Annotated in this window: 19 protein-coding genes; 5 read left to right on the forward strand and 14 right to left on the reverse strand. The window is 73.8% G+C overall.

Annotated features, from left to right (window positions below):
• Positions 1–49: 49 nt before the first annotated feature.
• From DQE82_RS11665 to DQE82_RS11730, 14 genes are all read right to left on the reverse strand, one after another.
• Entirely contained in the window at positions 50–1,117 is a 1,068-nt protein-coding gene (locus DQE82_RS11665) for a polyprenyl synthetase family protein (protein ID WP_113972655.1), read from the reverse strand.
• Positions 1,114–2,508 (reverse strand): alkaline phosphatase family protein, encoded by a 1,395-nt coding sequence (locus DQE82_RS11670; RefSeq protein ID WP_113972656.1) that lies wholly within the window; start codon positions 2,506–2,508, stop codon positions 1,114–1,116. The genes DQE82_RS11665 and DQE82_RS11670 overlap by 4 nt, the downstream gene beginning before the upstream one ends.
• 58 nt (positions 2,509–2,566) lie before the next feature.
• Positions 2,567–3,754 (reverse strand): metabolite traffic protein EboE, encoded by a 1,188-nt coding sequence (gene eboE, locus DQE82_RS11675; RefSeq protein ID WP_113972657.1) that lies wholly within the window; start codon positions 3,752–3,754, stop codon positions 2,567–2,569.
• Positions 3,754–4,605 (reverse strand): TatD family hydrolase, encoded by an 852-nt coding sequence (locus DQE82_RS11680; RefSeq protein WP_104115026.1) that lies wholly within the window; start codon positions 4,603–4,605, stop codon positions 3,754–3,756. The genes eboE and DQE82_RS11680 overlap by 1 nt, the downstream gene beginning before the upstream one ends.
• Position 4,606: 1 nt before the next feature.
• Positions 4,607–5,212, reverse strand: coding sequence for an EboA domain-containing protein (locus tag DQE82_RS11685; protein WP_069088872.1), 606 nt, complete (start codon positions 5,210–5,212; stop codon positions 4,607–4,609).
• 34 nt (positions 5,213–5,246) lie between these two features.
• A complete protein-coding gene (locus DQE82_RS11690; RefSeq protein ID WP_113972658.1) occupies positions 5,247–6,122 on the reverse strand; it encodes a sugar phosphate isomerase/epimerase in 876 nt (291 codons plus the stop codon).
• Positions 6,119–7,027 carry an SCO3242 family prenyltransferase gene (locus tag DQE82_RS11695; protein WP_113972659.1) on the reverse strand — a complete coding sequence of 303 codons (909 nt, stop codon included), beginning with the start codon at positions 7,025–7,027 and terminating at the stop codon, positions 6,119–6,121. Before DQE82_RS11695 ends, DQE82_RS11690 begins: the two co-directional genes overlap by 4 nt.
• Positions 7,024–8,172, reverse strand: coding sequence for an inositol-3-phosphate synthase (locus DQE82_RS11700; RefSeq protein WP_113972660.1), 1,149 nt, complete (start codon positions 8,170–8,172; stop codon positions 7,024–7,026). The genes DQE82_RS11695 and DQE82_RS11700 overlap by 4 nt, the downstream gene beginning before the upstream one ends.
• Positions 8,173–8,378: 206 nt before the next feature.
• Complete coding sequence (locus DQE82_RS11705; RefSeq protein WP_369830119.1) at positions 8,379–9,551, reverse strand: Gfo/Idh/MocA family protein; 1,173 nt, start codon at positions 9,549–9,551, stop codon at positions 8,379–8,381.
• A gap of 53 nt (positions 9,552–9,604) precedes the next feature.
• The gene (locus DQE82_RS11710) at positions 9,605–10,657 is read right to left on the reverse strand and encodes a substrate-binding domain-containing protein (protein WP_043329088.1); all 1,053 of its coding nucleotides are present in this window, start codon (positions 10,655–10,657) and stop codon (positions 9,605–9,607) included.
• Between the two features lie 93 nt (positions 10,658–10,750).
• Positions 10,751–11,839: an ABC transporter permease gene (locus DQE82_RS11715; protein ID WP_043329086.1), complete on the reverse strand. Its 1,089-nt coding sequence runs from the start codon at positions 11,837–11,839 to the stop codon at positions 10,751–10,753.
• On the reverse strand, positions 11,836–13,404 hold the full coding sequence (locus DQE82_RS11720) for a sugar ABC transporter ATP-binding protein (protein WP_113972661.1): 1,569 nt from the start codon (positions 13,402–13,404) through the stop codon (positions 11,836–11,838). Before DQE82_RS11720 ends, DQE82_RS11715 begins: the two co-directional genes overlap by 4 nt.
• Positions 13,401–14,579, reverse strand: a complete 1,179-nt coding sequence (locus DQE82_RS11725) for an ROK family protein (protein ID WP_064448161.1) — start codon at positions 14,577–14,579, stop codon at positions 13,401–13,403. Before DQE82_RS11725 ends, DQE82_RS11720 begins: the two co-directional genes overlap by 4 nt.
• 211 nt (positions 14,580–14,790) lie before the next feature.
• Positions 14,791–15,807 (reverse strand): YihY/virulence factor BrkB family protein, encoded by a 1,017-nt coding sequence (locus tag DQE82_RS11730; RefSeq protein ID WP_043329080.1) that lies wholly within the window; start codon positions 15,805–15,807, stop codon positions 14,791–14,793.
• Positions 15,808–16,704: 897 nt separating this feature from the next.
• Here DQE82_RS11730 and DQE82_RS11735 point away from each other — a divergent pair.
• The 5 genes from DQE82_RS11735 (at position 16,705) to DQE82_RS11755 (ending at position 23,725) form a co-directional block, all read left to right on the forward strand.
• Positions 16,705–18,945, forward strand: coding sequence for a TRAP transporter fused permease subunit (locus DQE82_RS11735; protein WP_113972662.1), 2,241 nt, complete (start codon positions 16,705–16,707; stop codon positions 18,943–18,945).
• Complete coding sequence (locus DQE82_RS11740) at positions 18,921–19,940, forward strand: TAXI family TRAP transporter solute-binding subunit (RefSeq protein ID WP_104115035.1); 1,020 nt, start codon at positions 18,921–18,923, stop codon at positions 19,938–19,940. The genes DQE82_RS11735 and DQE82_RS11740 overlap by 25 nt, the downstream gene beginning before the upstream one ends.
• A gap of 64 nt (positions 19,941–20,004) precedes the next feature.
• A complete protein-coding gene (locus tag DQE82_RS11745) occupies positions 20,005–22,368 on the forward strand; it encodes a sensor histidine kinase (protein WP_113972663.1) in 2,364 nt (787 codons plus the stop codon).
• The gene (locus DQE82_RS11750; RefSeq protein WP_030503989.1) at positions 22,365–22,757 is read left to right on the forward strand and encodes a roadblock/LC7 domain-containing protein; all 393 of its coding nucleotides are present in this window, start codon (positions 22,365–22,367) and stop codon (positions 22,755–22,757) included. Before DQE82_RS11745 ends, DQE82_RS11750 begins: the two co-directional genes overlap by 4 nt.
• Positions 22,754–23,725 carry a TAXI family TRAP transporter solute-binding subunit gene (locus DQE82_RS11755; protein ID WP_064448158.1) on the forward strand — a complete coding sequence of 324 codons (972 nt, stop codon included), beginning with the start codon at positions 22,754–22,756 and terminating at the stop codon, positions 23,723–23,725. Before DQE82_RS11750 ends, DQE82_RS11755 begins: the two co-directional genes overlap by 4 nt.
• Positions 23,726–23,734 lie beyond the last annotated feature (9 nt).

Consider the following 23,734-nt stretch of genomic DNA (forward strand, 5'->3'; position numbering starts at 1 on the left):
TTCTGATCGATCGGCTTACACTTTCGCCGCCACCCGACAAAAGTAGGTGTCACTCGCGGCGGTCGACAGCCCGCTCCACGAGCGCGGCGAGCACCCGCCGGGCCGGCTCCGCGAGCCCCACCGCGTCCAGCGCGACCACTGCCGCGTCGGCCCGGGTACGGATCATCCGCTCCACCGCCTCCCGGGCGCCGGACTCCTCGACGATGCCCCGCACCTCGGCGGCGCCCGCCTGATCCAGCGCCGGATCGCCGACCAGCTCGCGCAGCCGGGCCACCCCGGCCGGGGAGGCGGACGCCCGGGCCAGCGCCAGCAGCACCGTCGGCTTGCCCTCGCGCAGGTCGTCCAGATTGGACTTTCCGGTCACCGCCGGATCGCCGAAGACGCCGAGGACGTCGTCGCGGAGCTGGAACGCGTCCCCGAGGGGATCGCCGAACCCGGCCAGCGCCGCCACCTCCGCCGGCGTCGCGCCGGCCAGCGCGGCGCCGATCTGCACCGGACGGGTCACCGTGTAACGGGCCGTCTTCAGCCGCACCACGGCGAGCGCGCTCGCCACCGAACCGTCCCCGGCCGCCGCGACCACGTCCAGGTACTCCCCCGCGATCACCTCCGAGCGCATCCGGGCCAGCAGGACCTGCCCGCCGCGCAGCCGCTCGGGCGGCAACCCGCAGCCGTGGAACATCTGCGCCGACCAGGTGGCGCAGAGGTCCCCGCAGAGCACCGCCGCCTGCCGGCCGTACGCCGCCGGGTCGCCGCGCCAGCCGGACCGCTCGTGCAGGTCGGCGAAGAAGCGGTGCAGCGTGGGCGCTCCCCGGCGGCGGTCACTGCGGTCCACGATGTCGTCGTGGATCAGCGCGAACGCGTGGAACAGCTCCAGCGACGCCGCGGCCACCACGATCGGCCGCTCGTCCGGGCCGCCGAAGCCCCGCCAGCCCCAGTAGCAGAACAGCGGTCGCAGCCGCTTCCCACCGGCCAGCACGAACCGGCGCAAAGCGGAGTGAACAGTCCCCGTACCGTCGTCCGGCCGACCCGGCCCTCTCGCGTCCAGGAACGCGGCGAGCTCGGCGTCGAAACGGCCCCGAAGCAGGGCCGGGTCGGTCGGTGCGACGGTCACGGTCATGGTGCCTCCCAGGCCAATCCGGCGAGTTCCAGCAACAACGCCTTCACATCGATCGCCTCCACCCGGGGCCGGATCGCGGCCGGGTCGGAGCAGAGCAGCACCGGGCCGTCCGCCGGATCGGCCGGCAGGCGCCCGTGCGAACCACGCACCGCCCGCGCCCCGGCGTCCAGCCCGACCACGTTCATCAGATAGCGCAGGCCGAGCTTCTTGCGCGCCAGCGCCACCGCCGCACGACGTTTCGCCGCGCCCGGAGCGGCCGGATCGAAGAACAGCTCGGCCGGGTCGTAGCCCGGCTTACGGTGGATCTCCACCAGCCGCGCGAAGTCGGGTGCCCGCGCGTCGTCCAGCCAGTAGTAGTAGGTGAACCAGGCGTCCGGCTCGGCCACCAGCACCAACTCGCCCGAGCGGGGATGGTCCAGGCCGTACCCGGCCTGCCCGGCGGCGTCCAGCACCTCGGCCACGCCGGGCAGCGCCGCGCAGAGCTTCGCCACCGCCGGCACGTCCGCCGGATCCCGGACGTAGACGTGTGCCACCTGGTGGTCGGCCACCGCGAACGCCCGTGACGTCCACGGGTCGAGGTATTCCATCCCGGCCTGGGTGTAGACCCGCAGCAATCCTTCGGCGCGCAGCAGCCGGTTCACGTCCACCGGGCGGGACACGTCGGTGATGCCGTACTCGGACAACGCCACCACAGTAGCGTCCCGATCACGGGCCGCGTCCAGCAGCGGGCCGAGCACGGTGTCCAGCTCCGCCGCCGCGGCGGCGGCCTCCGGCCCGGACGGACCGAAGCGTTGCAGGTCGTAGTCCAGATGCGGCAGGTAGACAAGGGTCAGGTCGGGGGCGTGGTCGGCCAGGATCCGCTGCGCGGCCCGGCTGATCCACGCCGAGGACGGCAGCCCCGCGCCCGGGCCCCAGTAGCTGAACAGCGGGAACGTGCCGAGCGCGTCGGTGAGCGTGTCCCGCAGCCGCGGCGGGTCGGTCCAGCAGTCCGGCTCCTTGCGCCCGTCGGCGTGGTAGACCGGGCGCGGCGTGACGGTCCAGTCCACGTCCGCGCCCATCGCGTACCACCAGCAGACGTTCGCGACCCGGTAGCCCGGCTCGACGCGGCGGGCCGCCTGCCACACCTTCTCGCCGCCGACCAGCGCGTTGTGCTGCCGCCAGAGCAGCACCTCGCCCAGGTCGCGGAAGTACCAGCCGTTGCCCACCACGCCGTGCCCGGCGGGCAGCTCGCCGGTGAGGAACGTGGACTGCGCCGAGCAGGTCACCGCCGGCAGCACGGTGCCCAGCTCGGCGGCGAACCCGGCGTCGGCCACCGCGCGCAGCCGGGGCATGTGCGCCAGCAGCCGCGGGGTCAGCCCGACCACGTCGAGCACCACCAGCCGCCGGCTCATGCGGTGCCGGCCTTCGTTCGCGACTGCGGGGCTCGCAGGACCGGCTCACTCCTCGCGCTCACGAGGACATCACCGCCGTCGGCGCCAGCCCGAGCGCGGTCAGCTCGTCGCGGGCGAAGGCCAGCTCGGCGGCGATGCCGGCGGCCAGCTCCGCGTCGCCGCGCGGCCGCCGCGCCTCCGGCAGCACCCCCCAGGTGTACGTCTCGACGTCGAGGTGGTCGCAGCCCGCGACCGGACCGGCGAACAGCGCGGCGAGCGCCTCCCGCAGCACCGGCACCGTGGAGCGCAGCGGCGGTTCGGGCGGGGCGTGCAGCGGCACGTGGTAGTGCACCCGCCAGGCACCGGGCAGCCGCGCGTCGAGCGCGGCGTCGAGGTCGTCGGCCGCGTACGCCGGATCGGCCGGATCGGCGGCGCCGGCGCAACCGGCTGCGCGGGTCTGGTGCAGGAACCTCGGCTCGACGAAGCGGCGCAACGCCGCGCCCGCCCCGACCGGATCGGGCGCCTCGACGGCGGCGGACACCTGGACCTTCACCACGGGGAGACCGGCGGCACGCAGCCCGGCCAGGGCATCCGCCGGCTGCTCCCAGGCGCACGCCAGGTGTGCGAGGTCCAGGCAGATCCCGAGCCGGTCGGTATCCATGGCTGAGAATACCTCGCGTGCTTGTCCCGTCGACTCCACCAGGCAGCCGGGTTCCGGCTCGAAGCCGACCCGGATCACCCGGCCGGTCTCCCGCTGCACCGCGGCCAGCCCGTCGGCCAGCGCGTCGAGCCGGCGCCGGGCGGTCGCGGCGCGCGCGGTGTCCCACGGCGTACGCCAGGCCAGCGGCAGCGTCGAGACCGACCCGTGGACCGCGTCGTCGGGCAGCAGGTCGGCCAGCACCCGGGCCAGGTCCAGCGTGTACGCCGAGCGCTGCGGCGTGGTCCAGTCCGGGTGGTACACCGCGCCCTTGACCACCGGGGCCTGGAACGCGGCGTACGGGAAGCCGTTGAGCGTGACCACCTCCAGGCCCCGTACCGTCAGCTCGTGACGCAGCCGGCGGCGGGCCGCCGGGTCGGCGGCGAGCGCGGCGGCCACCGGCGCGGCCAGCCAGAGCCCGAGCCCGAGCAGGTCGGCGCCGAGCGCCCGGCGCACCGCTACCGCGTACGTGTCGAGCTGGGCGACGATGCCGGGCAGGTCCTCGGCCGGGTGGACGTTCGTGCAGTAGCCGAGATGGACGGTCGTGCCGTCGGCGTGGCGCAGCCGCATCATTCGCCTCCGCGCAGTATCGAGTTGCCGGCGAAGGTGGGGTCGCTCGCCTCCAGGGCGGTCAGGTCGAGCCGGCCGGACTGGCCGTAGAACTCGACCGGGTTGCGCCACAGCACCCGGTCCACGTCGTCGGCGCTGAACCCGGCCAGCTGCATCGCCTCCCCGGTGGCCCGGGTCAGCAGCGGGTCCGACCGCCCCCAGTCGGCGGCCGAGTTGACCAGCATCCGCTCGGTCCCGTACCGCTTCAGCAGCTCGACCATGCGCGGCGGCGACATCTTCGTCTCCGGGTAGATGGAGAAGCCCAGCCAGCAGCCGGTGTCCCGGACCAGCCCCACAGTCACCTCGTTGAGGTGGTCGACGAGCACCCGTTCCGGCGCGATGTCCGACTCGGCGACCACGTCGAGCGTGCGCCGTACGCCGCGTGCCTTGTCCCGGTGCGGCGTGTGCACCAGCGCGGGCAGGTCGTACGCGACGGCCAGGGCGAGCTGCCCGGCCAGCGCGGCGTCCTCGGCCGGCGTCATCGCGTCGTAGCCGATCTCACCGACGGCCACCACGCCGTCCTTGTCCAGGTAGCGGGGCAGCAGGTCGAGCACCGGGCGGCAGCGCGGGTCGTTCGCCTCCTTCGGGTTGAGCGCCACTGTGGCGTGGTGCCGGATGCCGAACTGCCCGGCCCGGAACGGCTCCCAGCCGATCAGCGAGTCGAAGTAGTCCACGAAGCTGTCCACGCTGGTGCGCGGCTGGCCCAGCCAGAACGCCGGCTCGACCAGCGCGCGGACCCCGGCGGCGGCCATCCGCTCGTAGTCGTCGGTGGTGCGGGACGTCATGTGGATGTGCGGGTCGAAGATGCGCATGTCACGCCTCCGGGGTGGGGATGGTCAGCCGGCGCAGCAGGTCGGCCGCGTCGTCGGGCATGGTCCGGCCGGCGGCGTGCCGCTCGGCGGCGTACGCGGCGAGCATCCGGGCCAGCTCGCCGTCGGCCCGCTCCGGCAGGTCGTCGACGACCGCCAGGGGCACGCCGGTGAACACGCACTTGAGCACCGCCTGCCGCCAGGCCGGCTGCTCCAGGTGCCGGGCGTACGGGCCCAGCGCGGCGGCGACCAGCCGGGTGTCGTTTGTGCGGATCGCGTCGTGCAGCAGCGGCACGCACTCCGCGCCGATGGGCAGCAGCGGCAGCGCGCGCAGCACGGCGCGTTTCTCGGCGGCGTCGCCCTGCCGGTAGAGCGTCTCGGCCGCGGCGGCGTGGCCGTTCGGCAGCGTGGTCAGCAGCAGCGCGCGGGCCGCCTCGTCGGCCGTCCAGCCGGGCGGGTCGGGCAGCGGCCCGCGACCGCACCGCCGGGCGGCGGTGGCGAAGAACCGTTCGATCGCCGTGGGTTCGGTCGCGACGCGGCGCAGCGCCGCGTCCAGCCACTGCGGATCGGGTACGCCCCGAAGCGCGGCGCGCAGTCGGTCGGGTGTCATGCCGTCTCCCCTCTGCCGGGTGGAAGGTGGTGGGTCACCGCCCCTCGCCGCGCGAGGCGGCGGCGCGCAGGAAGTCCAGTGAGCGGGCGGCGACGGCCGGGGCCGCGTGCGAGTGCCGGGGCAACTCCACCGCCACCAGCCCGCGGTAGCCGGCGTCGGCCAGGGCACGCAGCACCGGCGGGAAGTCGATCTCGCCGGCGCCGAACTCCAGGTGTTCGTGCACGCCTCGGCGCATGTCGTCGATCTGCACGTTGACCAGGTGCGCGGCGACCTCGGACACGCACCGCGGCACCGGCAGCGGCTCCAGGCACCGGCAGTGCCCGATGTCGAGCGTGATGCCGAAGCCGGGCGGCGCGCCGAGCGCCTCGCGCAGCCGCCGCCACCCGGCGATGTCCTCGACGAACATGCCCGGCTCCGGTTCGAAGCCCAGCGGCACGCCCGCCTCCGCCGCCTCGGCGCACACCGTCGCGCAGCCCGCTACGAGGCGGTCGGCGGCGACGTCGGGCGGTACGCCGGGCGGGCGTACGCCGGCCCAGAAGGAGACCGCCTCCGCGCCCAGGTCGGCGCCGATCCGCACGGCCCGGCGCAGGAACTCCACCCGCCGGGCCGGGTCGTCGTGCAGCAGCGTCGGCGCGTGCTTGTGCCAGGGGTCGAGCAGGTAGCGGGCGCCGGTCTCGACCACCACCGCCAGCCCGAGCGCGTCCAGCCGGCGGCGCACGGCGGCCACCCGGCGGACCAGGCCGGGGGCGAACGGGTCCAGGTGGTCGTGGTCCAGGGTGAGCGCGACACCCTGGTAGCCGAGGTCGGCGAGAACAGCGAGCGCGTCACCGAGGCGGTGGTTGGCGAAGCCGTTGGTGCCGTACCCGAAACGCAGCGCGCCCGGGCCGGGCAGCGGGTCGGCGGCGGTCATGTCGGGGAGATCAGTCGGGCCAGGCGGCGGCCGAGCGGGGCGGCGCCGGCCACGGCGAGGCCGAGCAGCCGCGCCCCGGCGCGGGCGGTGAGCGAACCCTGCAAGGCGGGCAGCCCGGTGATCCCGGCCCCGACGGCGGCGCGCACCCGGGCCGGTGACGGATCGGCGAGCACCCGGGCCTGCGCCCGGCCGTACCGGACGGCGTACCCGGCCGCGAGCACCGCCGGCACCAGCTCCCCGAGCCGAAGGAAGGGCCCCCTCTTAACGCATCCGGTAGAGGAGGGGGCCCCGCTTAACACGGTGGGCCGGGCCGGGGTGGTGAACGCGATCAGCGCGGTGCCGGCCAGCGTGAGGCCCGGCAGACGCCGGTCCGCGCCGGTCACCTCGCGGCGGGACAGCGCGGTCACCGTCCAGGTGTGCGCGGCGACGGTGAGCGCTGCGGGCAGCGCCCGGACCACCCGGCCGCCGCACGCGCCGAGCAGCACGTCCAGCCCACGGCAGGCGGCCATCACCGCCGGGCCGGCGGCGGTGTTCTTCGCGCGCAGGTCGTACCCCCAGATGGTGGCCGCGAGTGGGAGCGCGACCGCCGCCGCCCGGCGGCCCCCGGCGGCGGTGGCGACCGCGAGCCCGGCGGCGGTGAGGCCGGACGCGACGCCGAGCGCCACGGACGGGCGCACCCGGCCGGACGGGATCGGCCGCTCCGGCCGTTCGACCGCGTCCAGCCGCCGGTCCGCCCAGTCGTTGGCGGCCATCCCGGCCCAGTAGAGCAGCACCGACGCGCCGGCCAGGGCGGGCGTCCGGCGGTCCAGCGATCCGGCCGCGGCGGCGCCGGACAGCACGTCCCCGGGTACGGAGAGCGCGGCCGGCGCCCGGACCAGCTCGGCCAGGTCGGCCAGGCGGGTCACGGCGTCACCCGGGCGTGCAGGCCGGCGGCGAAGTCCCGCAGCACCGTCCACTGCTCGCCGAGCGCGTGGGCGGTCGCGCCGAGCGGGTCCTTGAAGAAGAACGCCAGCTCGGTCAGCGGGCCGTGGCGGCCGGCGGCGTGCGCGGCGGCGGTGAGCCGGGCCAGGTCCAGCACGAGCGGCGCGGCGAGCGCCGAGTCGCAGCCGTGCCAGGTGAACTCCATCCGCATGCCGGTGCCGAGGAAACCGGCGAACGTGATCAGGTCCCAGGCGGTCTTGAAGTCGCCCAGTTCCTCGACGTACTCGATCCGGGTGTGGCCCTGGGGCAGGTAGCCGAGCGTCTCGGCGAGCACCCGCTGCTTGCTGCCGACCTTGGCGGCGTTGGCGGCCGGGTCGGCGAGCGTGGCGCCGTCGCCGCCGCCGAGCAGGTTCGTGCCGGACCAGGAGCGCACGGCCAGGTGCCGCATCGCGAACATCGGCGCGAGCACCGACTTGAGCAGCGTCTCGCCGGTCTTGCCGTCGTGCCCGGCGTACGGCAGCCCGCGTTCGGCGGCGAGCGCGGCCAGGGCCGGCAGGCGGGCGCCGGTGGACGGGGTGAAGTCCACGTACGGGCAGCCGGCGGTGAACGCCGCGTACGCGTAGGCAGAGCTGGGCGGCAGCACGCCGGCCGGGCCGGTCAGCGCGTCGCGCAGCGTGGCCAGGTCGTGGTAGGCCGGGTGCGGTGCGGGCGCCGGCTCGGTGGCGGCGACGTTGACCACCACCACCCGGTCCAGCCCGTGCCGAGTGCGGAACCCGGTCAGGTCGCGCACCACGGCGGCGATCCGCTCGCCCTGGTCGCCCTCGGCCGGCGCGGGTCGCAGCGCCGCCTCGACGGCGGCCAGGTCCGGCGCGACGGCGTCGGCCAGCCGGGCGGGCAGCACGCCTGCGGCGGCGAGCGCCTCGGCGCGTTTGGTCAGCGGGGTGGCGACCACGTCGTGGCCGCCGAAGACGAGATCGGCGAAGCCCGGCAGGGCGGGCCCGCGCAGGTCGGGCAGCTCGGTCACGCATCCGGTCGGCGCGGTGAGCCCGGCCCGCAGGGCCAGCCCGCCGACCACGGCGGTGGTGGCGACCGAGCCGCGCGCGCCCACCAGCCAGACACCCGTACGCATTCGCGCTACCTCCCCAGGTAAGGCCGGTCCACCGGTGCGGCCGGGGAATCCCGGTCCGGCCGCACCGGAGGGCCGTGCTGGTCGTGCCGGCGGACACCGGCGGCACGCTCCCCGGAGCCGGCCTCGTCCCCGCCGCGGGGCGCAACCGCGGCGGGCCCTCGCCAGCCGGCGCCGGTGAGTGTCGGGCGGGCCTGGCCCGCCTCGGATCAGGCGGACGCTTCGGCCAGCGCTGGCTCCACCTCCGTCCAGGCGGCCCGCTCGGCCGAGCGGGTCACCGCGTCGAGCACGAGCTGGACCTGCAGCGCGTCGGCGAACGACGGGGCCGGGTCGGCGCCGGTGGCGACCGCCTCGACGAAGTCGCGCGCCTGGTGGGTGAAGGAGTGCTCGTAGCCGATGATGTGGCCGGGCGGCCACCACGCACCCAGGTACGGATGGTCCGGCTCGGTCACCAGGATCCGGCTGAAGCCCTGCTCGGCGGCGGGCCGGGTGGCGTCCAGGAACTCCAGCTCGTTGAGGCGTTCCAGGTCGAACACGACGCTGCCGCGCGAGCCGTTGATCTCGACCCGCAGGGCGTTCTTGCGGCCGGTGGCGAACCGGGTCGCCTCGTACGTGGCGAGCGCTCCCCCGTCGAGCCGGGCCACGAACACCGCCGCGTCGTCCACCGTCACCTGGCCCATGGCGCTGCCGTTGCCGTCGGCCTGCGCGGCCAGGCCGCTCGACCCGGCGACGAGTGGCCGCTGGCGGACGAACGTCTCGGTCAGCGCGCTGACACCGCTGACGAGCTGACCGGTGACGTACTGGGTCAGGTCGATGATGTGCGCGCCGATGTCACCGAGCGCGCCGGAGCCCGCCCTGTCCTTCTGCAACCGCCACACCAGCGGGAACTGCGGGTCGACGATCCAGTCCTGGAGGTAGACCGCCCGGACGTGCCGGATCTCGCCGATCCGCCCGTCGGCCACCAGCTGCCGCATCAGGGCGACAGCGGGCACCCGCCGGTAGTTGAAGCCGCACATCGCGCGTACCCCGGACTCGCGGGCCCGGGCCGCGGCCCCGGTCATCTCGCGGGCCTCGGCGACGCTGTTCGCCAGCGGCTTCTCGCACAGCACGTGCTTGCCCGCGGCGAGCGCGGCGAGCGCGATCTCGCGGTGGCTGTCCCCCGGCGTGCAGATGTCGACCACGTCGATCTCGTCGGACTCGACGAGCCGCCGCCAGTCGGTGGTGTAGCCGTCCCAGCCGAGCCGGTCGGCGGCCTCGGCCACCTTCGGCTCGTCCCGGCCGCAGACGAGCGCCATCCGTACCCGGGACGGCAGGTCGAACACCCGGTTCACGGTGCGCCACGCCTGGGAGTGCGCGGCGCCCATGAACGCGTAGCCGACCATGCCGACCCGCAGGATGCTGTCGTGACTGGACAAGGTGGGTCTCCCCCCGTGTGTCAGAACCCGAGCTTCAGGTAGTCGCTCGCGTTCTCCTTGGTGATCGTCTCGGAGGCGAGCACGATCTCCTTCGGTACCTGGAGTTCGACCAGGTCGGACATGCCCTTGCCCTGGCCGATCAGGCGGGCCAGGGAGATGGCCGAGGAGGCCATCGACGGGCTGTAGGTGACTGTGGCCTTGAGGACCGTGTTGTCGGCGGCGATGTCCTCCATGGCCTTCTTGGAGCCGGCGCCGCCGACCATGATGAATTCCTTGCGGTTGGCCTGGTTGACCGCCGCGAGCACGCCGATGCCCTGGTCGTCGTCGTGGTTCCAGACCGCGTCGATCTTCGGCAGCGCCTGGAACAGGCCGGTGGCGGCCTGCTGCCCGGAGTCGACTGTGAACTCGGCGGGGCGCCGGTTGGCGACCTTGAACCCGTACGAGGCGAGCGTGTCGGCGAACCCCTTGGACCGTTCCTGGGTCAGCTCCAGCGATTCGATGCCGGGGATCTCGCCGATCACCGGGTTGCTCACGCCCTTGGTCTTGAGCTGCTCGGCGATGTACGTGGCGGCGGCCACCCCCATGCCGTAGTTGTCGCCCTTGATCTGGCACCGGTAGGCGCGCGCGTCCGGGAAGGCCCGGTCCAGGTTCACCACCGGGATGCCGGCCTTCATCGCCTCCAGGCCGAACGCGTTGAGTTCCTTGCCGTCGTGCGGCAGCAGCACGATCACGTCGGGCTTCTGCGAGATCAGCGTGGACAGCGCCGCCCGCTGGGCCGCCGCGTCCGCGCCGGCCTCGACCGACTTCAGCTCCACGTCCTGGTACGCCCCGGCCTGCGCCTTGGCGTTGTTCGTGATGGCGGCGATCCAGCCGTGGTCGGCGGCCGGGGCGGAGAAGCCGATGGTCACCTTCTTGCCCGGCTCGGTGTTGGCGCCGGAACCGGCCGCCTTGGTCTGTGCCTCGGTCGGGCTCTGCTCGTTGCTGGTGCAACCGGCGAGCAGCACCCCGGCGGAGACCGCGGCCCCGCCGAAGAGCAGCCGGCGGCGGGACAGGTCATGGCGCGGTGTTCTCATGACGCCTCCTGGGATGAGGTGGTGGGGTGGTTTCGGGTGTGGCGGGCCGGACCGCAGTCGGTACGACGGCAGCCGGGGTGCGCGCGGGTGGGGTCAGGTGGTGGTGGCCCGGTTGCGGGCGAGGAACTGGGTGAGGCTGCCGAACTGCACCTGCTGGACCAGGACGGCGGCGACGATGATGCCGCCCTTGACCATGTTCTGGGCCTCGGCGGAGAGGTTGTTGATGGCGAACAGGTTGGTGATCGTGGAGAAGATGATCACCCCGAGCAGGGAGCCGATGATCGTGCCCCGCCCGCCGCTGAGCAGCGTGCCGCCGATGATCGCGGCGGCGATCGCGTCCAGCTCGTAGAGGTTGGCCATCGCCGCCTGCGCGGAGGTGGCCTGCGCGGTCAGCATGACCGCGGCGATACCGCAGCACAGGCCGGACAGCGCGTAGAGGAGCACGGTGTGCCGGCGCACGTTGATGCCGGCGAGCCGGGCCGCCTCCGGGTTGCCGCCGACCGCCACCGTACGGCGGCCGAACGTGGTCCGGTTCAACAGCACCCAGCCGGCCGCCACCACCGCCACCAGGATGTAGACCAGCAGCGGGATGCCGAGCACGTTCGTGCTGGCGATGCCGTTGATGAACGTGTTGCCCGACACCTGGGTCTGCTTGTCGGAGATCTCCGCCGCCAGCCCTCGGGCGGCGACGAGCATCGCCAGCGTGGCGATGAACGGCACCAGCCGCCCGTACGACACGAGCAGCCCGTTCACCACGCCGACGGCGAGCCCGACGGTCAGCGCGGTGAAGATCATGCCGCCCGCGCCGTAGCTCTGCGTGGCGACAGTGGTGCACCAGACCCCGGCCAGCGCGACGATCGCGCCGACCGACAGGTCGATGCCGCCGCCGATGATCACGAAGGTCATGCCGACGGTGACCACGCCGACCACCGAGGCGAGCTTGAGAATGGTGAGCGTGTTGCCCCACACCCAGTTCGGGTCGCCGTAGAGGTCGGGGCGGGTCAGGATGCCGATGACCACCAGCACGACGAGCGTGGCGAGCAGGCCGAGGTTGCGCTTGACGCCCTCCCCGCCGTCGCCGCGCCACCAGGAGAGCTTCGCCGGCGCGTCGACCTTGGCGGTCTCCGTCCGCTCCACCGGCGGCGACTGCGCGGGCAGGGCGGATTCGGTTACATCGCTCATGCCGGTGCGCCTTCCATGAGGGACCCCGCCATGACGAGGTCGAGCACGGTGTTCTCGTCCAGTTCGCCGGCCGGCGCCTCGCGGACCACCCGGCCCTCCCGCATCACCAGCACCCGGTCGGCCAGGCCCAGCACCTCGGGCACCTCGCTGGAGACCAGCAGCACCCCGACGCCCCGGGCGGCCAGATCGCGGATCACCTGGTAAAGCTCGGCCCGGGCGCCCACGTCCACGCCCCGGGTCGGCTCGTCGAGCAGCAGCAGCCGGGTGTCACCGAGCAGCCACCGGCCGACCACCACCTTCTGCTGGTTGCCGCCGGACAGCGTGCGCACCGGCCGCCGTACGTCGCGGGGCCGCAGCTCCAGCGACTCGGCGATCCGGTCCGCCTCGGCGCGTTCCCGCCCGGCGTCGGTGAACCCGAGGCGGGCGTACCTGCCGAACGTGGCGAGCGTGACGTTGCGGTAGATCGGTTCACCGAGCAGCAGCGCCTGGCTCTTGCGCTCCTCCGGCGCCATGCCCATCCCGGCCCGTACCGCCGCGCCCACACTGCCGGGACGCAGCGTCCGGCCGTTCACCCGGACCGTCCCGGCGTGCGCCCGGCGCGCGCCGAAGATGGTCTCCAGCAGCTCCGACCGGCCCGAGCCGACCAGCCCGGCGATGCCGACGATCTCTCCCGCCCGGACCCGGAGCGAGACGTCGGCGAACTCGCCGGGCCGGGTCAGCCCGTCCACCCGCAGCAGCTCCGCGCCACCCCCGTGGTCGGCCGGGCGCTGCGGGAAGACGTACTCGATGGTCCGCCCGGTCATCCGGGCGACCAGGTCGCGGGTCGGCGTCTCGCGGGCCGGCAGGCTCGCCGCCGTGGTCCGGCCGTCCTTGAGTACGGTGACCCGGTCGCCGATCTCGCGGATCTCCTCCAGCCGGTGCGAGATGTAGATGACAGCGATGCCCTGCGCGGTGAGTTCCCGGATGATCCGGAACAGGTTCGCCACCTCGTCGTGGGCCAGCACCGCGCTCGGCTCGTCCATGATGATCAGCCGGGCCTCGTGGGAGAGCGCCCGCGCCATGCTGACGATCTGCTTGCCGGCGGCCGGCAGGTGCCGCACCAGCCGCCCCGGAGGGATCTCCGGGTGGCCGAGCCGGGCCAGGATCTGCCGGGTACGCCGGGCCATGTGCCCCCGCCGGACGAAGCCGAACCGGCGCGGCTCGTGGCCGAGGAACGCGTTCTCCGCCACCGACAGGTCGTCGACCAGGTCGAGTTCCTGGTAGATGGTGGCGATGCCGGCGCGCATGGCGGCCTGCGGGTTGGCGAACGACGCCGGCTCGCCCCGCCACACGACCTCGCCGGAGTTCGGCCGATGCACCCCGGCCAGCACCTTGATCAGCGTGGACTTGCCGGCGCCGTTCTGCCCCAGCAGGCAGTGCACCTCGCCGGCGCGTACCTCCAGTTGCACGCCGTCGAGCGCGCGTACCCCCGGGAACGTCTTGACGACGTCGGTGAGGCGCAGGACCACCTCGCCCGCGACGGCGTCCGCGGGCGCCTCGACCAGTGGTTTCCCGGTGTCGCTCATGCTGCTTCTCCGAACGCGAGGTCGCTGGCGAGCACGGCGGCGCCGGCGACGCCGGCGCGCGGGCCCAGTTCGGACAGGACGACCGGCAGGTTGCCGGTGGCCAGCGGCAGCGAACGGCGGTAGACCACGCTGCGGATCTCGGCGAGCAGGATGTGGCCGAGCTGGGCCAGTCCGCCGCCGATCACGATCATCGACGGGTTGGTGAAGCTGACCAGCCCGGCCAGTACGCTGCCGACCCGCCGGCCGCCGTCCCGGATGAGCTGGATGCAGGAGACGTCCCCCTCGATCGCCCCCTGCGCCACGTCCAGCGCGCTCACCACACCCCGGACGGCGAACCGCTCGGCCAGCGCCGGGGAGACCTCGGTGCGGGCCGCGACAGTCGCCTCGCGGGCCAGCGCGGCGCCGCTGAACACCGCCTCCAGACAGCCGACGTTGCCGCAGGAACACATCGGGCCGTTCGGGTCGACCTGGATGTGGCCGATGTCCCCGGCGCAGCCGTCGGTGCCCCGGTAGACCTCGCCGTGCAGGTAGATGCCACAGCCGATGCCGGTGCCGATCTTGATGAACAGGAAGTCGTCGACCGAGTGGGCCACGCCGCCGTGCCGCTCCCCGATCGCCATGATGTTGACGTCGTTGTCCACCACCGCCGGGCAGCCGTGCTCCCGGGTCAGCAGCTCGCGGACCGGGAACCGGTCCCACCCCGGCATGATCGGCGGGGAGACCGGCACGCCGTCGCGGAAGCTCACCGGCCCCGGTACGCCGATGCCGACCGCGTCGAGCCGCTCGTACGCGCCGTCCACCTTGGCCTTGTGCAGCAGCTCGTTGACGCGCTGGAGCGTCACCTTCGGGCCGGAGCGGATGTCGGCGGTCTCGGTGTAGGCGGCCACCGGCTCCAGCCGGCCGTTGACCACCTCCACGTCGATCGAGCTGGCGCCCAGGTCGACGGCGGCGAACCGCAGGTGCGGGCTCAGCTCGACCAGGGTGGAGCGCCGCCCGCCCCGGGAGGCGGCCAGCCCGGCCTCGGCCACGTACCCGAGGGAGACGAGCCGTTCCAGCTCGGCGAGCAGGCGCGGGCGGGGCATCTGGAGGCGGTCGCCGAGTTCGGCGCGGGACACCGCGCCCTCGTCCCGGAGCAGCCGCAGGAGCCGTACGTGCAGGGGGTCGACCGTCCGCACCGGCAGTCACCTCCGCATCGGAAGTCCGTCACATCGACCATGGCGATGTGTGTTGTGTCCGACACAGTAGGAGCCTTCCGGGTCGCATGTCCATAGCTTCGGCACGCCTGATGCAAACTTTTGTCCATACGAACAAAAGAGGTGCCGGGCCAGAAAAACGCGCCGCCCCGCCCGGGCGCATCCGGGCGGGGCGGCGAGGTGCGGTCAGCGGTCAGTGGTGGGAGGAGGCATTGCCCTTCTTGCGCAGCTTGCGGTCGTCGCGCAACTCCACGTAGGGCTCCTCGTCGGCCGGGTGGCCGGCCGCGATGGCCCGGCTGCGCTCCAGCTCGGCGTCGAACTCCGCGCCGAGCAGGATGGCCACGTTGCTCAGCCAGAGCCAGACCAGGAAGATGATCACGCCGGCCACCGCGCCGTACGTCTTGTTGTACGAGCCGAAGTTGCTGACGTAGAGCGCGAAGAGGCCGGACACCACGAGCCAGAGCACCACCGCGAGCACGCCGCCGGGGCTGACCCAGCGGAAGCCGCCGTGCCGGGCGTTCGGCGAGGCCCAGTAGAGGATCGCGAACATCAGGCTCACCAGCACCAGCAACACCGGCCACTTGGCGATGTTCCACACCGTGACGGCGGTCGAGCCGAGCCCGATCGCGTTTCCGGCCTGCTCGGCCAGGCCGCCGGTGAACACCACGATCACGGCGCTGATCAGCAGCATCACGCCGATCACCGCGGTCACGCCGAGGCGTACCGGCAGCGTCTTCCAGATCGGCCGCCCCTCCGGCACGTCGTAGATGCTGTTCGAGGCGCGCATGAACGCGGCGATGTAGCCGGAGGCGGACCAGAAGGCCGCGACCAGACCGATGACGGCCGCGATGCTGGCCAGCCCGCCGGACTGGCCGGCCTGGTCGATCGCGCTCTCGATGATCTTGCGGATGTTCTCCTCCGGCACCGCCTGGCCGACGGTGTCCCGGACCCCCTCCGTGGCCCGGTCACCGAGCAGGCCGAGCAGCGAGATCAGCACCAGCACGCCGGGGAAGATGGAGAGCACGCCGTAGTAGGTGAGCGCGGCGGCCCAGTCGGTCAGGCTGTCGTCCTGGAACTCCCGGACGGTCCGCTTGAGCGTCGCCATCCAGCCCGTCGCGGTCAGGTCGGTCGGGCTGTCCGGACCGTCGTCCGGGCCCACCGGCTCCGTGCGGTCGCGCCCGTCACGGGCGGGAGCCTCGTCGGCGGCCATGGCACCTCCTCGTCGTCGCGTCGTCAGACGACATGCCCTGACGACGGCGGCCATAACCACCACCCGCGAAAACGGCAGACTCGCCCGACGCCCCTGCCCCCGAGGCGGCCACTCACGCCCATCGCGGCCGTCCGCGTTTCCCGCCGCCTCGCTCTGCATCCATCGGCGCTCATGGTTACGCAGCGTGGCTGCCGCGCGGGTGGCTGCAGAGCAAAGCCCGCCGGCGCCGCACCCCGTCACGACAGCGCGACGCACTCGACCGGAGATCTCGGCGCCCGCCGCCCGGAGCGGACAACAACTCGCCCAAGATCTCGACAACCGTCACGACGAGTGGAACGTGATGGGTGCCAAACGGGGGCGGAGACACCCACGGCGTTCCACCCGTCCGATCCGCCGGCGGCGCGTGCGCGGTGGAATCGGCGGCGGCACCCGGCACAGCCACTGTGCCGCAGTGGCGGCGTCGTCATGACGAAGGAGCCCGCGACCTCGGCGGAATGAATTCGATCATGGGCTTCCGGGCACCGGAGCACGTACTGCCGACGCCGGTCGGCGCCGGCACCGCCGAGGGCCGACAGGGCCTGCGACAGCAGTCGGTCGCGCTGCACTATCCGTAACCGCCACCGGCTCCCGTGACTCGCCATTCATCGTTGGAAAGGCGCCCGGTCGACCACCGGAAGGCATTGCCGAAGTCCTTGATCGCGCAATTACGAAAGAGATTCAAGAAGCGTCCGCCGGAGCGCGTCACCCCAATTACCGTCACTCATTGCAATCACGTTAAGCAATGTTCCCAACGCGCGCGCAATTCGCGTATCGTGCCCCCTCGTGCCGCCCGTTCGCCCCTCCGACGCGACTCCCCCGAAACCCCGGCCGCCGTCCGGCGGACGACCGGGGTCCGATGTGGACGCCGAGGTGGTGCCGCTCCCGCCGGACCAGGGCGTCGTCGCCGGTCCGGAGTGGTCCGACGACGGGCCGGGCGAGACGCACCACCACAGCCGGGCCATGCCGCACCACACCGAGGACCACACTCCGGCCGAGACGCACGACGCCCCGGATCAGGCCCAGCAGGACGCCCGGGAACTGGCCGCCCGGTTCGAGGAGGAGAAGCCGGGACGGGTCCTCGCCGGCGGAGTCGGCTTCCTGTTCACCGGCGTCACCGTCGCGGTCGGGCTGCTGACGCTCTGGCAGGTGTTCTTCCCGCTGGCCCAGGGCAGCAAGTACTACCTCATCTTCTTCCTCGCCGGCGTCCTGCCGATGGTGTTCCTCGCGTACCCCTCGGGGGTGCGGATGCGACGCACCGAGGCCGACGCGGTCGACGTGGACGACCGGCGCGGACCCACGCCCGTGGACTGGCTGCTGGCGCTCGCGGCGCTCGTGGTCTGCCTCTACCCGGTGCTGCCGGTCGCCGTCGGTGCGGGCGGCGGCGGGTACGACGCCTTCCTGGACCGGCAGGGCCTGCTGGATCCGCTGGACGTGGCGTTCGGCACCGGGCTGCTGCTCCTGCTGCTGGAGGCGTGCCGACGTACCACCGGGTGGATCCTGCCGGCGGTCTGCGTGCTGTTCCTCGGGTACGGCTACTACGGCGGGCTGCTGCCGCAGTCCTGGCCGGTGGCGCACGCGGGGCTCGACTTCGCGCAGCTGGTCGACGCGTTCTACAACTCCGACAGCGGCTTCTACGGCACGCCGCTGGACGTCGCCGCCTCCTACATCGTGCTGTTCACCATCTACGGCGCGGTGCTCGACCTGTCCGGCGCGGGCCGGTTCTTCGTGGAGCTGTCCGCCGCCGCGTTCCGCCGCTCCCGTACCGCCGCCGGGCGCACCGCCGTCGCCTCGGGTTTCCTGCTCGGCACGGTCTCCGGCTCCGGCGCCGCCACCACCGTCAGCATCGGCGCGGTGACCTGGCCGATCCTGCGCCGCGCCGGCTACCCGGCCGAGCGCGCGGGCGGCATGCTGGCCGCCGCCGGTGTCGGGGCGATCCTGTCCCCGCCCACGCTCGGCGCGGCGGCGTTCATCATCGCCGAGTACCTGGGCGTGTCCTACCTGCAGGTGCTCGGCTGGGCCACGGTGCCGACGATCCTCTACTACCTGGGCATCCTGTTCTCGGTCGAGATCGACGCGCGGCGTTCCGGGGTCCGTCCGGTGGTCATCGACAGCGGCTCGGCCTGGCGGTTGCTGGCCCGTTTCGGCTACCACTTCCTCTCGCTCCTCGTGATCATCGTGGTGCTGGCGCTCGGCGCGTCGGCGATGCGGGCGGTGGTCGTCGCCACCGTGATCGCGGCGGCGCTGTCCTTCCTGGACCGGCGGCACCGCCTCACGCCGGCCCGGCTGGTGGCGGCGCTGCGCGACGGCGTACGCGGGGTGCTCGCGGTGAGCGCCGTGTGCGCCGCGGCCGGCATCATCACCGCCACCACCACGAAGACCGGGCTCGGGCCGCAGGCCGCCTCGCTGCTGATCAGCGGCGCGCAGGCGGTCAGCTCGGAGCCCGCCGTGGTGCTGGCGCTGACCGCGGTGCTCGCCGCCGTCGCGCTCAGCCTGCTGGGCCTCGCCGTGCCGGTCACCGCGTCCTTCGTCATCGGCTGGGTGATCATCGGCCCGGCGCTGCTGAACCTGGGTGTCGAGGCGCCCGCCGCGGCCATGTTCGTCTTCTACTTCGCGGTGCTGTCCGAGGTCTCGCCGCCGACCGCGCTCGCCGCGGTCGCCGCCGCCGCGGTCACCGGCGGCCGCCTGGTGCCGACCATGTGGCAGACCCTGCGGTACGCGCTGCCGGCGTACCTGATCCCGCTGGCCTTCGTGATCACGCCGACCGGCCTCGGACTGCTCGGCATCGGCGGGCCCGGGCGGATCGTGACGGCCGGCCTGGTCTCCGCGCTCGGCGTGGCGGTGCTGGCGGTCGCGGCCGGCGGCTGGCTGCCGGGCGTGGGCCCGGCCGGCGCGCCGGAGCGGATCCTCGGCGCGATCGCCGGGCTGGTCCTGCTCTGGCTGGAACCGCTGCCCATGGCGATCGGCGCGGCGCTCGCCGCGCTCACGGTCGCGGGCGTGTACGTCCGACGTGGCGCCGCCGGGCACGCCGGCCGCCCGGCGGTCGAAGAATCCGTGGATCTTGGGGAGGAGAGAGAGTGGGACGGATCGACGCGAGGATAGTGGCGGGTGTCGGGGCGTTTGTCCTGGTCGCCGCCGGTGCCGCCGGCTGCGGGGGCCGTCAGGACGGCGCGGCGAAGGACGACGCCGCCCGCGAGGTCAGCTGCAAGGTCACCAAGGACACCCGGGTCGGTATCGCCACCGGCAACGCCACCGGCGTCTACTACGTGGTCGGCAACGCGCTCGCCGGTGAGCTGAGCAAGACCACCGACGGCAAGCTCACCGGGACGGCCGCCGAGACGGGCGCCTCGGTGCAGAACGTCGAACAGCTCGTCGCCGGCCAGTACGACGTGGCGTTCTCCCTGTTCGACACCGCTGTCAACGCGGTGCAGGGCAAGGGGAGCTTCACCGCGCCGCAGCCGGTCAAGGCGCTGGCCCGGATCTACGACAACTACACCCAGGTGGTCGTACGGGCCGACGCGGGCATCACGTCGGTGGCCGACATGAAGGGCAAGAAGATCTCCACCGGCTCACCGAAGTCCGGCACCGAGGTCATCGCCAACCGGCTGCTCACCGCCGCCGGCCTGGACCCGGCGAAGGACGTCCAGGCGCAGCGGCTGGACCTCACCAAGACCGTCGACGGCATGAAGGACGGCAGCATCGACGGCTTCTTCTGGTCCGGCGGCGTGCCGACCGGCGGGGTCACCGACCTGTTCACCACGTCCGGCGACAAGGTGAAGTTCGTCGACATCACTCCGCTGCTGCCGAAGATGGCCGAGCTGAACCCGGCGTACCAGGCGGGCACCATCGGCAAGGACATCTACCGGACCCCGGCCGACGTGCCCACCATCGTGGTGCCGAACGTGCTGCTGGTGCGGGACAACCTCGACGCCGACGTGGCCTGCGCGATCACCCGGACGGTGTTCGAGTCCAAGGACGCCCTGGCCCAGGCGAACCCGGCGGCGAAGGGCATCGAGCTGGGCAACGCCCGCAAGACCGACCCGGTGCCGCTGCACCGCGGCGCGGAGCGGGCACTGAGCGACCTCGGCGCGAGCTGACCTGAACGGGCCGGGTCCGGACGCGCGTCCGGGCCCGGCCCGCCCGACCCGACCGGAGACCACCGTGCCGCTGCCCCACCCGGCTCGCGTACGCCGGCACCACCGCTCCGCGGACCGCACCGGACGCCTGCGCTCGGTCCGCGTCCAACTGCTGGCCCCGATCCTGGTCGCCACGGCCGGGCTGGTCGTGCTGGGGGCGGCGCAGACCGACGCCGCGCTGGACGCGTCCGCCGACGCCGACCGGGCGCGCGTGCTGGCCGGCACCGCCACCGCGACCGTACGTCTGGTGCACGAGCTGGAACGCGAACTGGGCGAGACGGCCGCGTTGCGCCAGCGCGGCGGTACGTCCGGCCGCCCGCTCGTGAACGCGCAGCGCCGCCGGGTCGACACGGCCGTGGAGCGCTACCGCTCGGCGCAGGGTGACGCGCGCCGGGCCGCCCCGGACCTGGCGGGGGTGCTGGACGACGCGCGCGGGCGCTTGGAGCAACTCGCGCCGACCCGGGACCTGGCGCTGGCCGGTGAGCGCGGCGACCCGGCGTACGTGTCGCTCGTGGAGTCGCTGCTCGCGGTCGCGGACGCGCTGCCCAGTCAACTCCGGGACGCCGACCTGGCCAACCAGGCCCGTGAGGTGGCCTCGGTGGCCGCCCAGGAGCACCTGTCCGCGCTGGAGCGCGACCTGCTGCGGGCGGTGTTCGTCAGAGGCGGACTGGAACGCGGCGAGCTGGCCCGGCTGGGCCGGCTGCGGGGCGCCCGGGAGCAGCGGCAGGCCGAGTTCCTGCGGATCGCCTCCGCCCCGGCGAACGCTGCCTGGTACCGGCTGGTCGACGGCGCCGACGTGACCACGGCCCGGCGGATGCGCGACGCGATGCTCGACACCGACGGCGCGCCGGACGCGCTGAAGACCGACGGCGACGCCTGGTACGTGGCGCAGAGCGGCGCGATCCGCCGGTACAACCTGCTCGGCCGGGACCTGTCCGACGGGCTGGACCGGGACGCGGCCGACCTGGCCGCCGCGGCCCGGCTGCGCGCGGTGCTGACCGCCGGGGCGACGAGCACCGTCGCGCTCGGCTCGCTCGTCACCGCCGTGCTGCTGGCGGTACGGACCAGCCGCCGGTTGCGCCGGCTGCGGGTGGCCGCGCTGACCATGGCGAACCGGGAGCTGCCGGAGCGGATCACCGCGATCGCGGCGGGCGAACGGGCGCCCGCGGAGGGTCCGGCGACCCGGATGACGGACGGGATCCGGCGCGGTCGGGACGAGGTGGCGCAGGTCGCCGAGGCGTTCGACACGGTGAACCGGGCCGCGCTGCGGCTCGCCGGGCAGCAGGCGGAGTTGCGGCTGGACGTGACCCGAATGGCGGAGGCGCTGGCCCGGCGCATCCGGACGCTGATCACCCGGCAGTTGCGGCTGCTCGACGACTTCGAACGCGAGGAGACCGATCCGGACGCGCTGGCCCGGCTCTTCGCGCTGGACCACCTGGCCGCCCGGCTGCGGCGCAACGGGGAGAACCTGCTGGTCCTCGCCGGTGGCGAGCCGGGCCGGGGGCACGAGGGCGCGTTGCTGCTGGACGACGTGGCACGGGCGGCGGCCTCCGAGATCGAGGACTATCCGCGGGTGGAGATCGACGTGCCGACCGCGGCGGTGCACGGCGCTGCGGCCGGCAACCTGGTGCATCTGCTGGCCGAGTTGCTGGAGAACGCCACCGTCTACTCGCCGCCGGAGGCCCGGGTGCTGGTGGACGGCCGGCGCACAGTCGACGGGCTGGTGCTGCGCGTGCACGACCAGGGCATCGGCATCAGCGAGAGCCGGCTGGCCGAGATCAACGAACGGCTCGCCGCGCCGGCCACCCTGTCCAGCGCCGCCGCCGGCAGCATGGGCCTGCACGTGGTGGCCCACCTGGCCGCCCGGCACGGGATCCGGGTGCAGTTGCACAACCCCGGCACCGGCACGGTGGCGCAGGTGGACGTACCGGAGTCGGTACTGACCCGGGTCGAGTCGGTGGCGTCCCGGCCGCCGGCCGAGCGGCGCCCGCACGGGCGCGGCGCGCCGTGGTTCAAGAACGCGCCCGTCCTGCGGCCGCAGGGCGGTTCCCGCGACCTGGTCACCAGCGCCCCGACGGCCGGCGGGCCGGCGCGCGGCGTGGCCACGGTCCGGGCGCCGGGTGGCGCGCTGCTGGCGCCGAGCGCGGCGCGGATCCGGCCGGTGAGCGTGCCACCGGCGCCGGTGTCGACCACCGCCGCCGGGCTGCCCCGGCGGCCGGTGGGCGGGCATCTGCCGGGACCGATGCCCGCCGCCACCGCGCCGCCGCCCGCGACCGACCTGCTCGACCCCGAAGTGGTACGCGCCCGGCTGTCCGCCCTCGCCGAGGGGGTGGCCAGCGCGACGCGCCGTGCCCCGAACACCACACCACCCAACGGGAGAAGACCATGAATCCACCCGCTTCCACCGGGCTCGACTGGCTGCTGGCGAACTTCGCCGAGCAGGTGCCGGACGTCTCGCACGCGCTCGCGGTCTCCGAGGACGGACTGCGGCTGGCGTCCTCGCCGGATCTCTCCCCGGACCAGGTCGACCAGCTCTCAGCGGTGATCAGCGGCTTGGCGAGCCTTACCGTGGGCGCGGCCCGGCTGATGTCCGCCGGCCGGGTACGCCAGCAGATCGTCGACATGGACGGCGGTGTGATGCTGGTGATGGCGGTCGGGGAACGGGCGCTGCTCGGCGTGCTGGCCGCGCCCGGCTGCGACCTGGGCCAGATCGGTTACGAGACGGCGACGCTGGTGCAGCGGGTGGCGGAGGCGCTGGAACCGGCGGTCCGCCGGTGAGCGGCCGCCCGGCGCGGCTGGTGGCGGCGCTGCTGGCGACGGTGCTGGTGGCCGGTTGCGGCGCCGAGGACACCACTGGGCAGGCGTGGCACGGCGGGCGGATCTTCCTGGCCACCGGCAACACCACAGGCGTCTACTACCAGCTCGGCGGCGGGTACGCCGATCTGATCACCCGGCACGTGCCCGGGTACGAGGCGCGCGCGGAGCCGACCGGCGCGTCGGTGGAGAACATCACCCGGGTGGCCGGCGGCGACATGGAGATCGCGTTCAGCCTGGCCGACACGGCGGCGGACGCGGTCGACGGCCGCGGGGCGTTCGACAAGCAACCGCAGCCGGTACGTGCGCTGGCCCGCGTCTACAGCAACTACACGCACGTGATCGTCCGCAGCGACGGCAAGATCAACAGCTTCGCCGACCTGCGCGGCAAGCGCGTCTCGACCGGTTCGCCGAAGTCCGGGACCGACATCATCGCCGGGCGTCTGCTCACCGCCGGCGGCATCGACCCGAACGCCGGCATCCAGCGGCTCAACCTGTCGTTGCCGGAGACGGTCAAGCGGATGCGGGCGAACACGCTGGACGCCATGTTCTTCTCCGGCGGCCTGCCCACGCCCGGCGTGAAGGACCTGCTCTCCTCCGCGCCCGGGAAGTTCCGGCTGCTGCCGCTGAACGACCTGATCGAGCCGTTGAGCGCCCGGTTCGGCGGCGTCTACACCACCGCCACGCTGCCGAAGGAGGTCTACGGCACGGCCGAGCCGACGCCCACCATCACGGTGGCGAACGTGATCCTGGTGGCGGCGGACATGCCGGAGCAACTCGCGTACGACCTGACCCGGGTGCTCTTCACCTGGCAGGGCGATCTGATCCAGGTGCACCCGGAGGCGGCGAACTTCAACCGGGCCAGCGCGGCCGCGACCGGCCCGATCCCGCTGCACCCGGGCGCGGCCCGGTTCTACCGCGACGGCGGCTGAGCGCGGCGC

The organism is Micromonospora sp. LHW51205, from assembly GCF_003315815.1.
Lineage (GTDB): Bacteria > Actinomycetota > Actinomycetes > Mycobacteriales > Micromonosporaceae > Micromonospora > Micromonospora chalcea.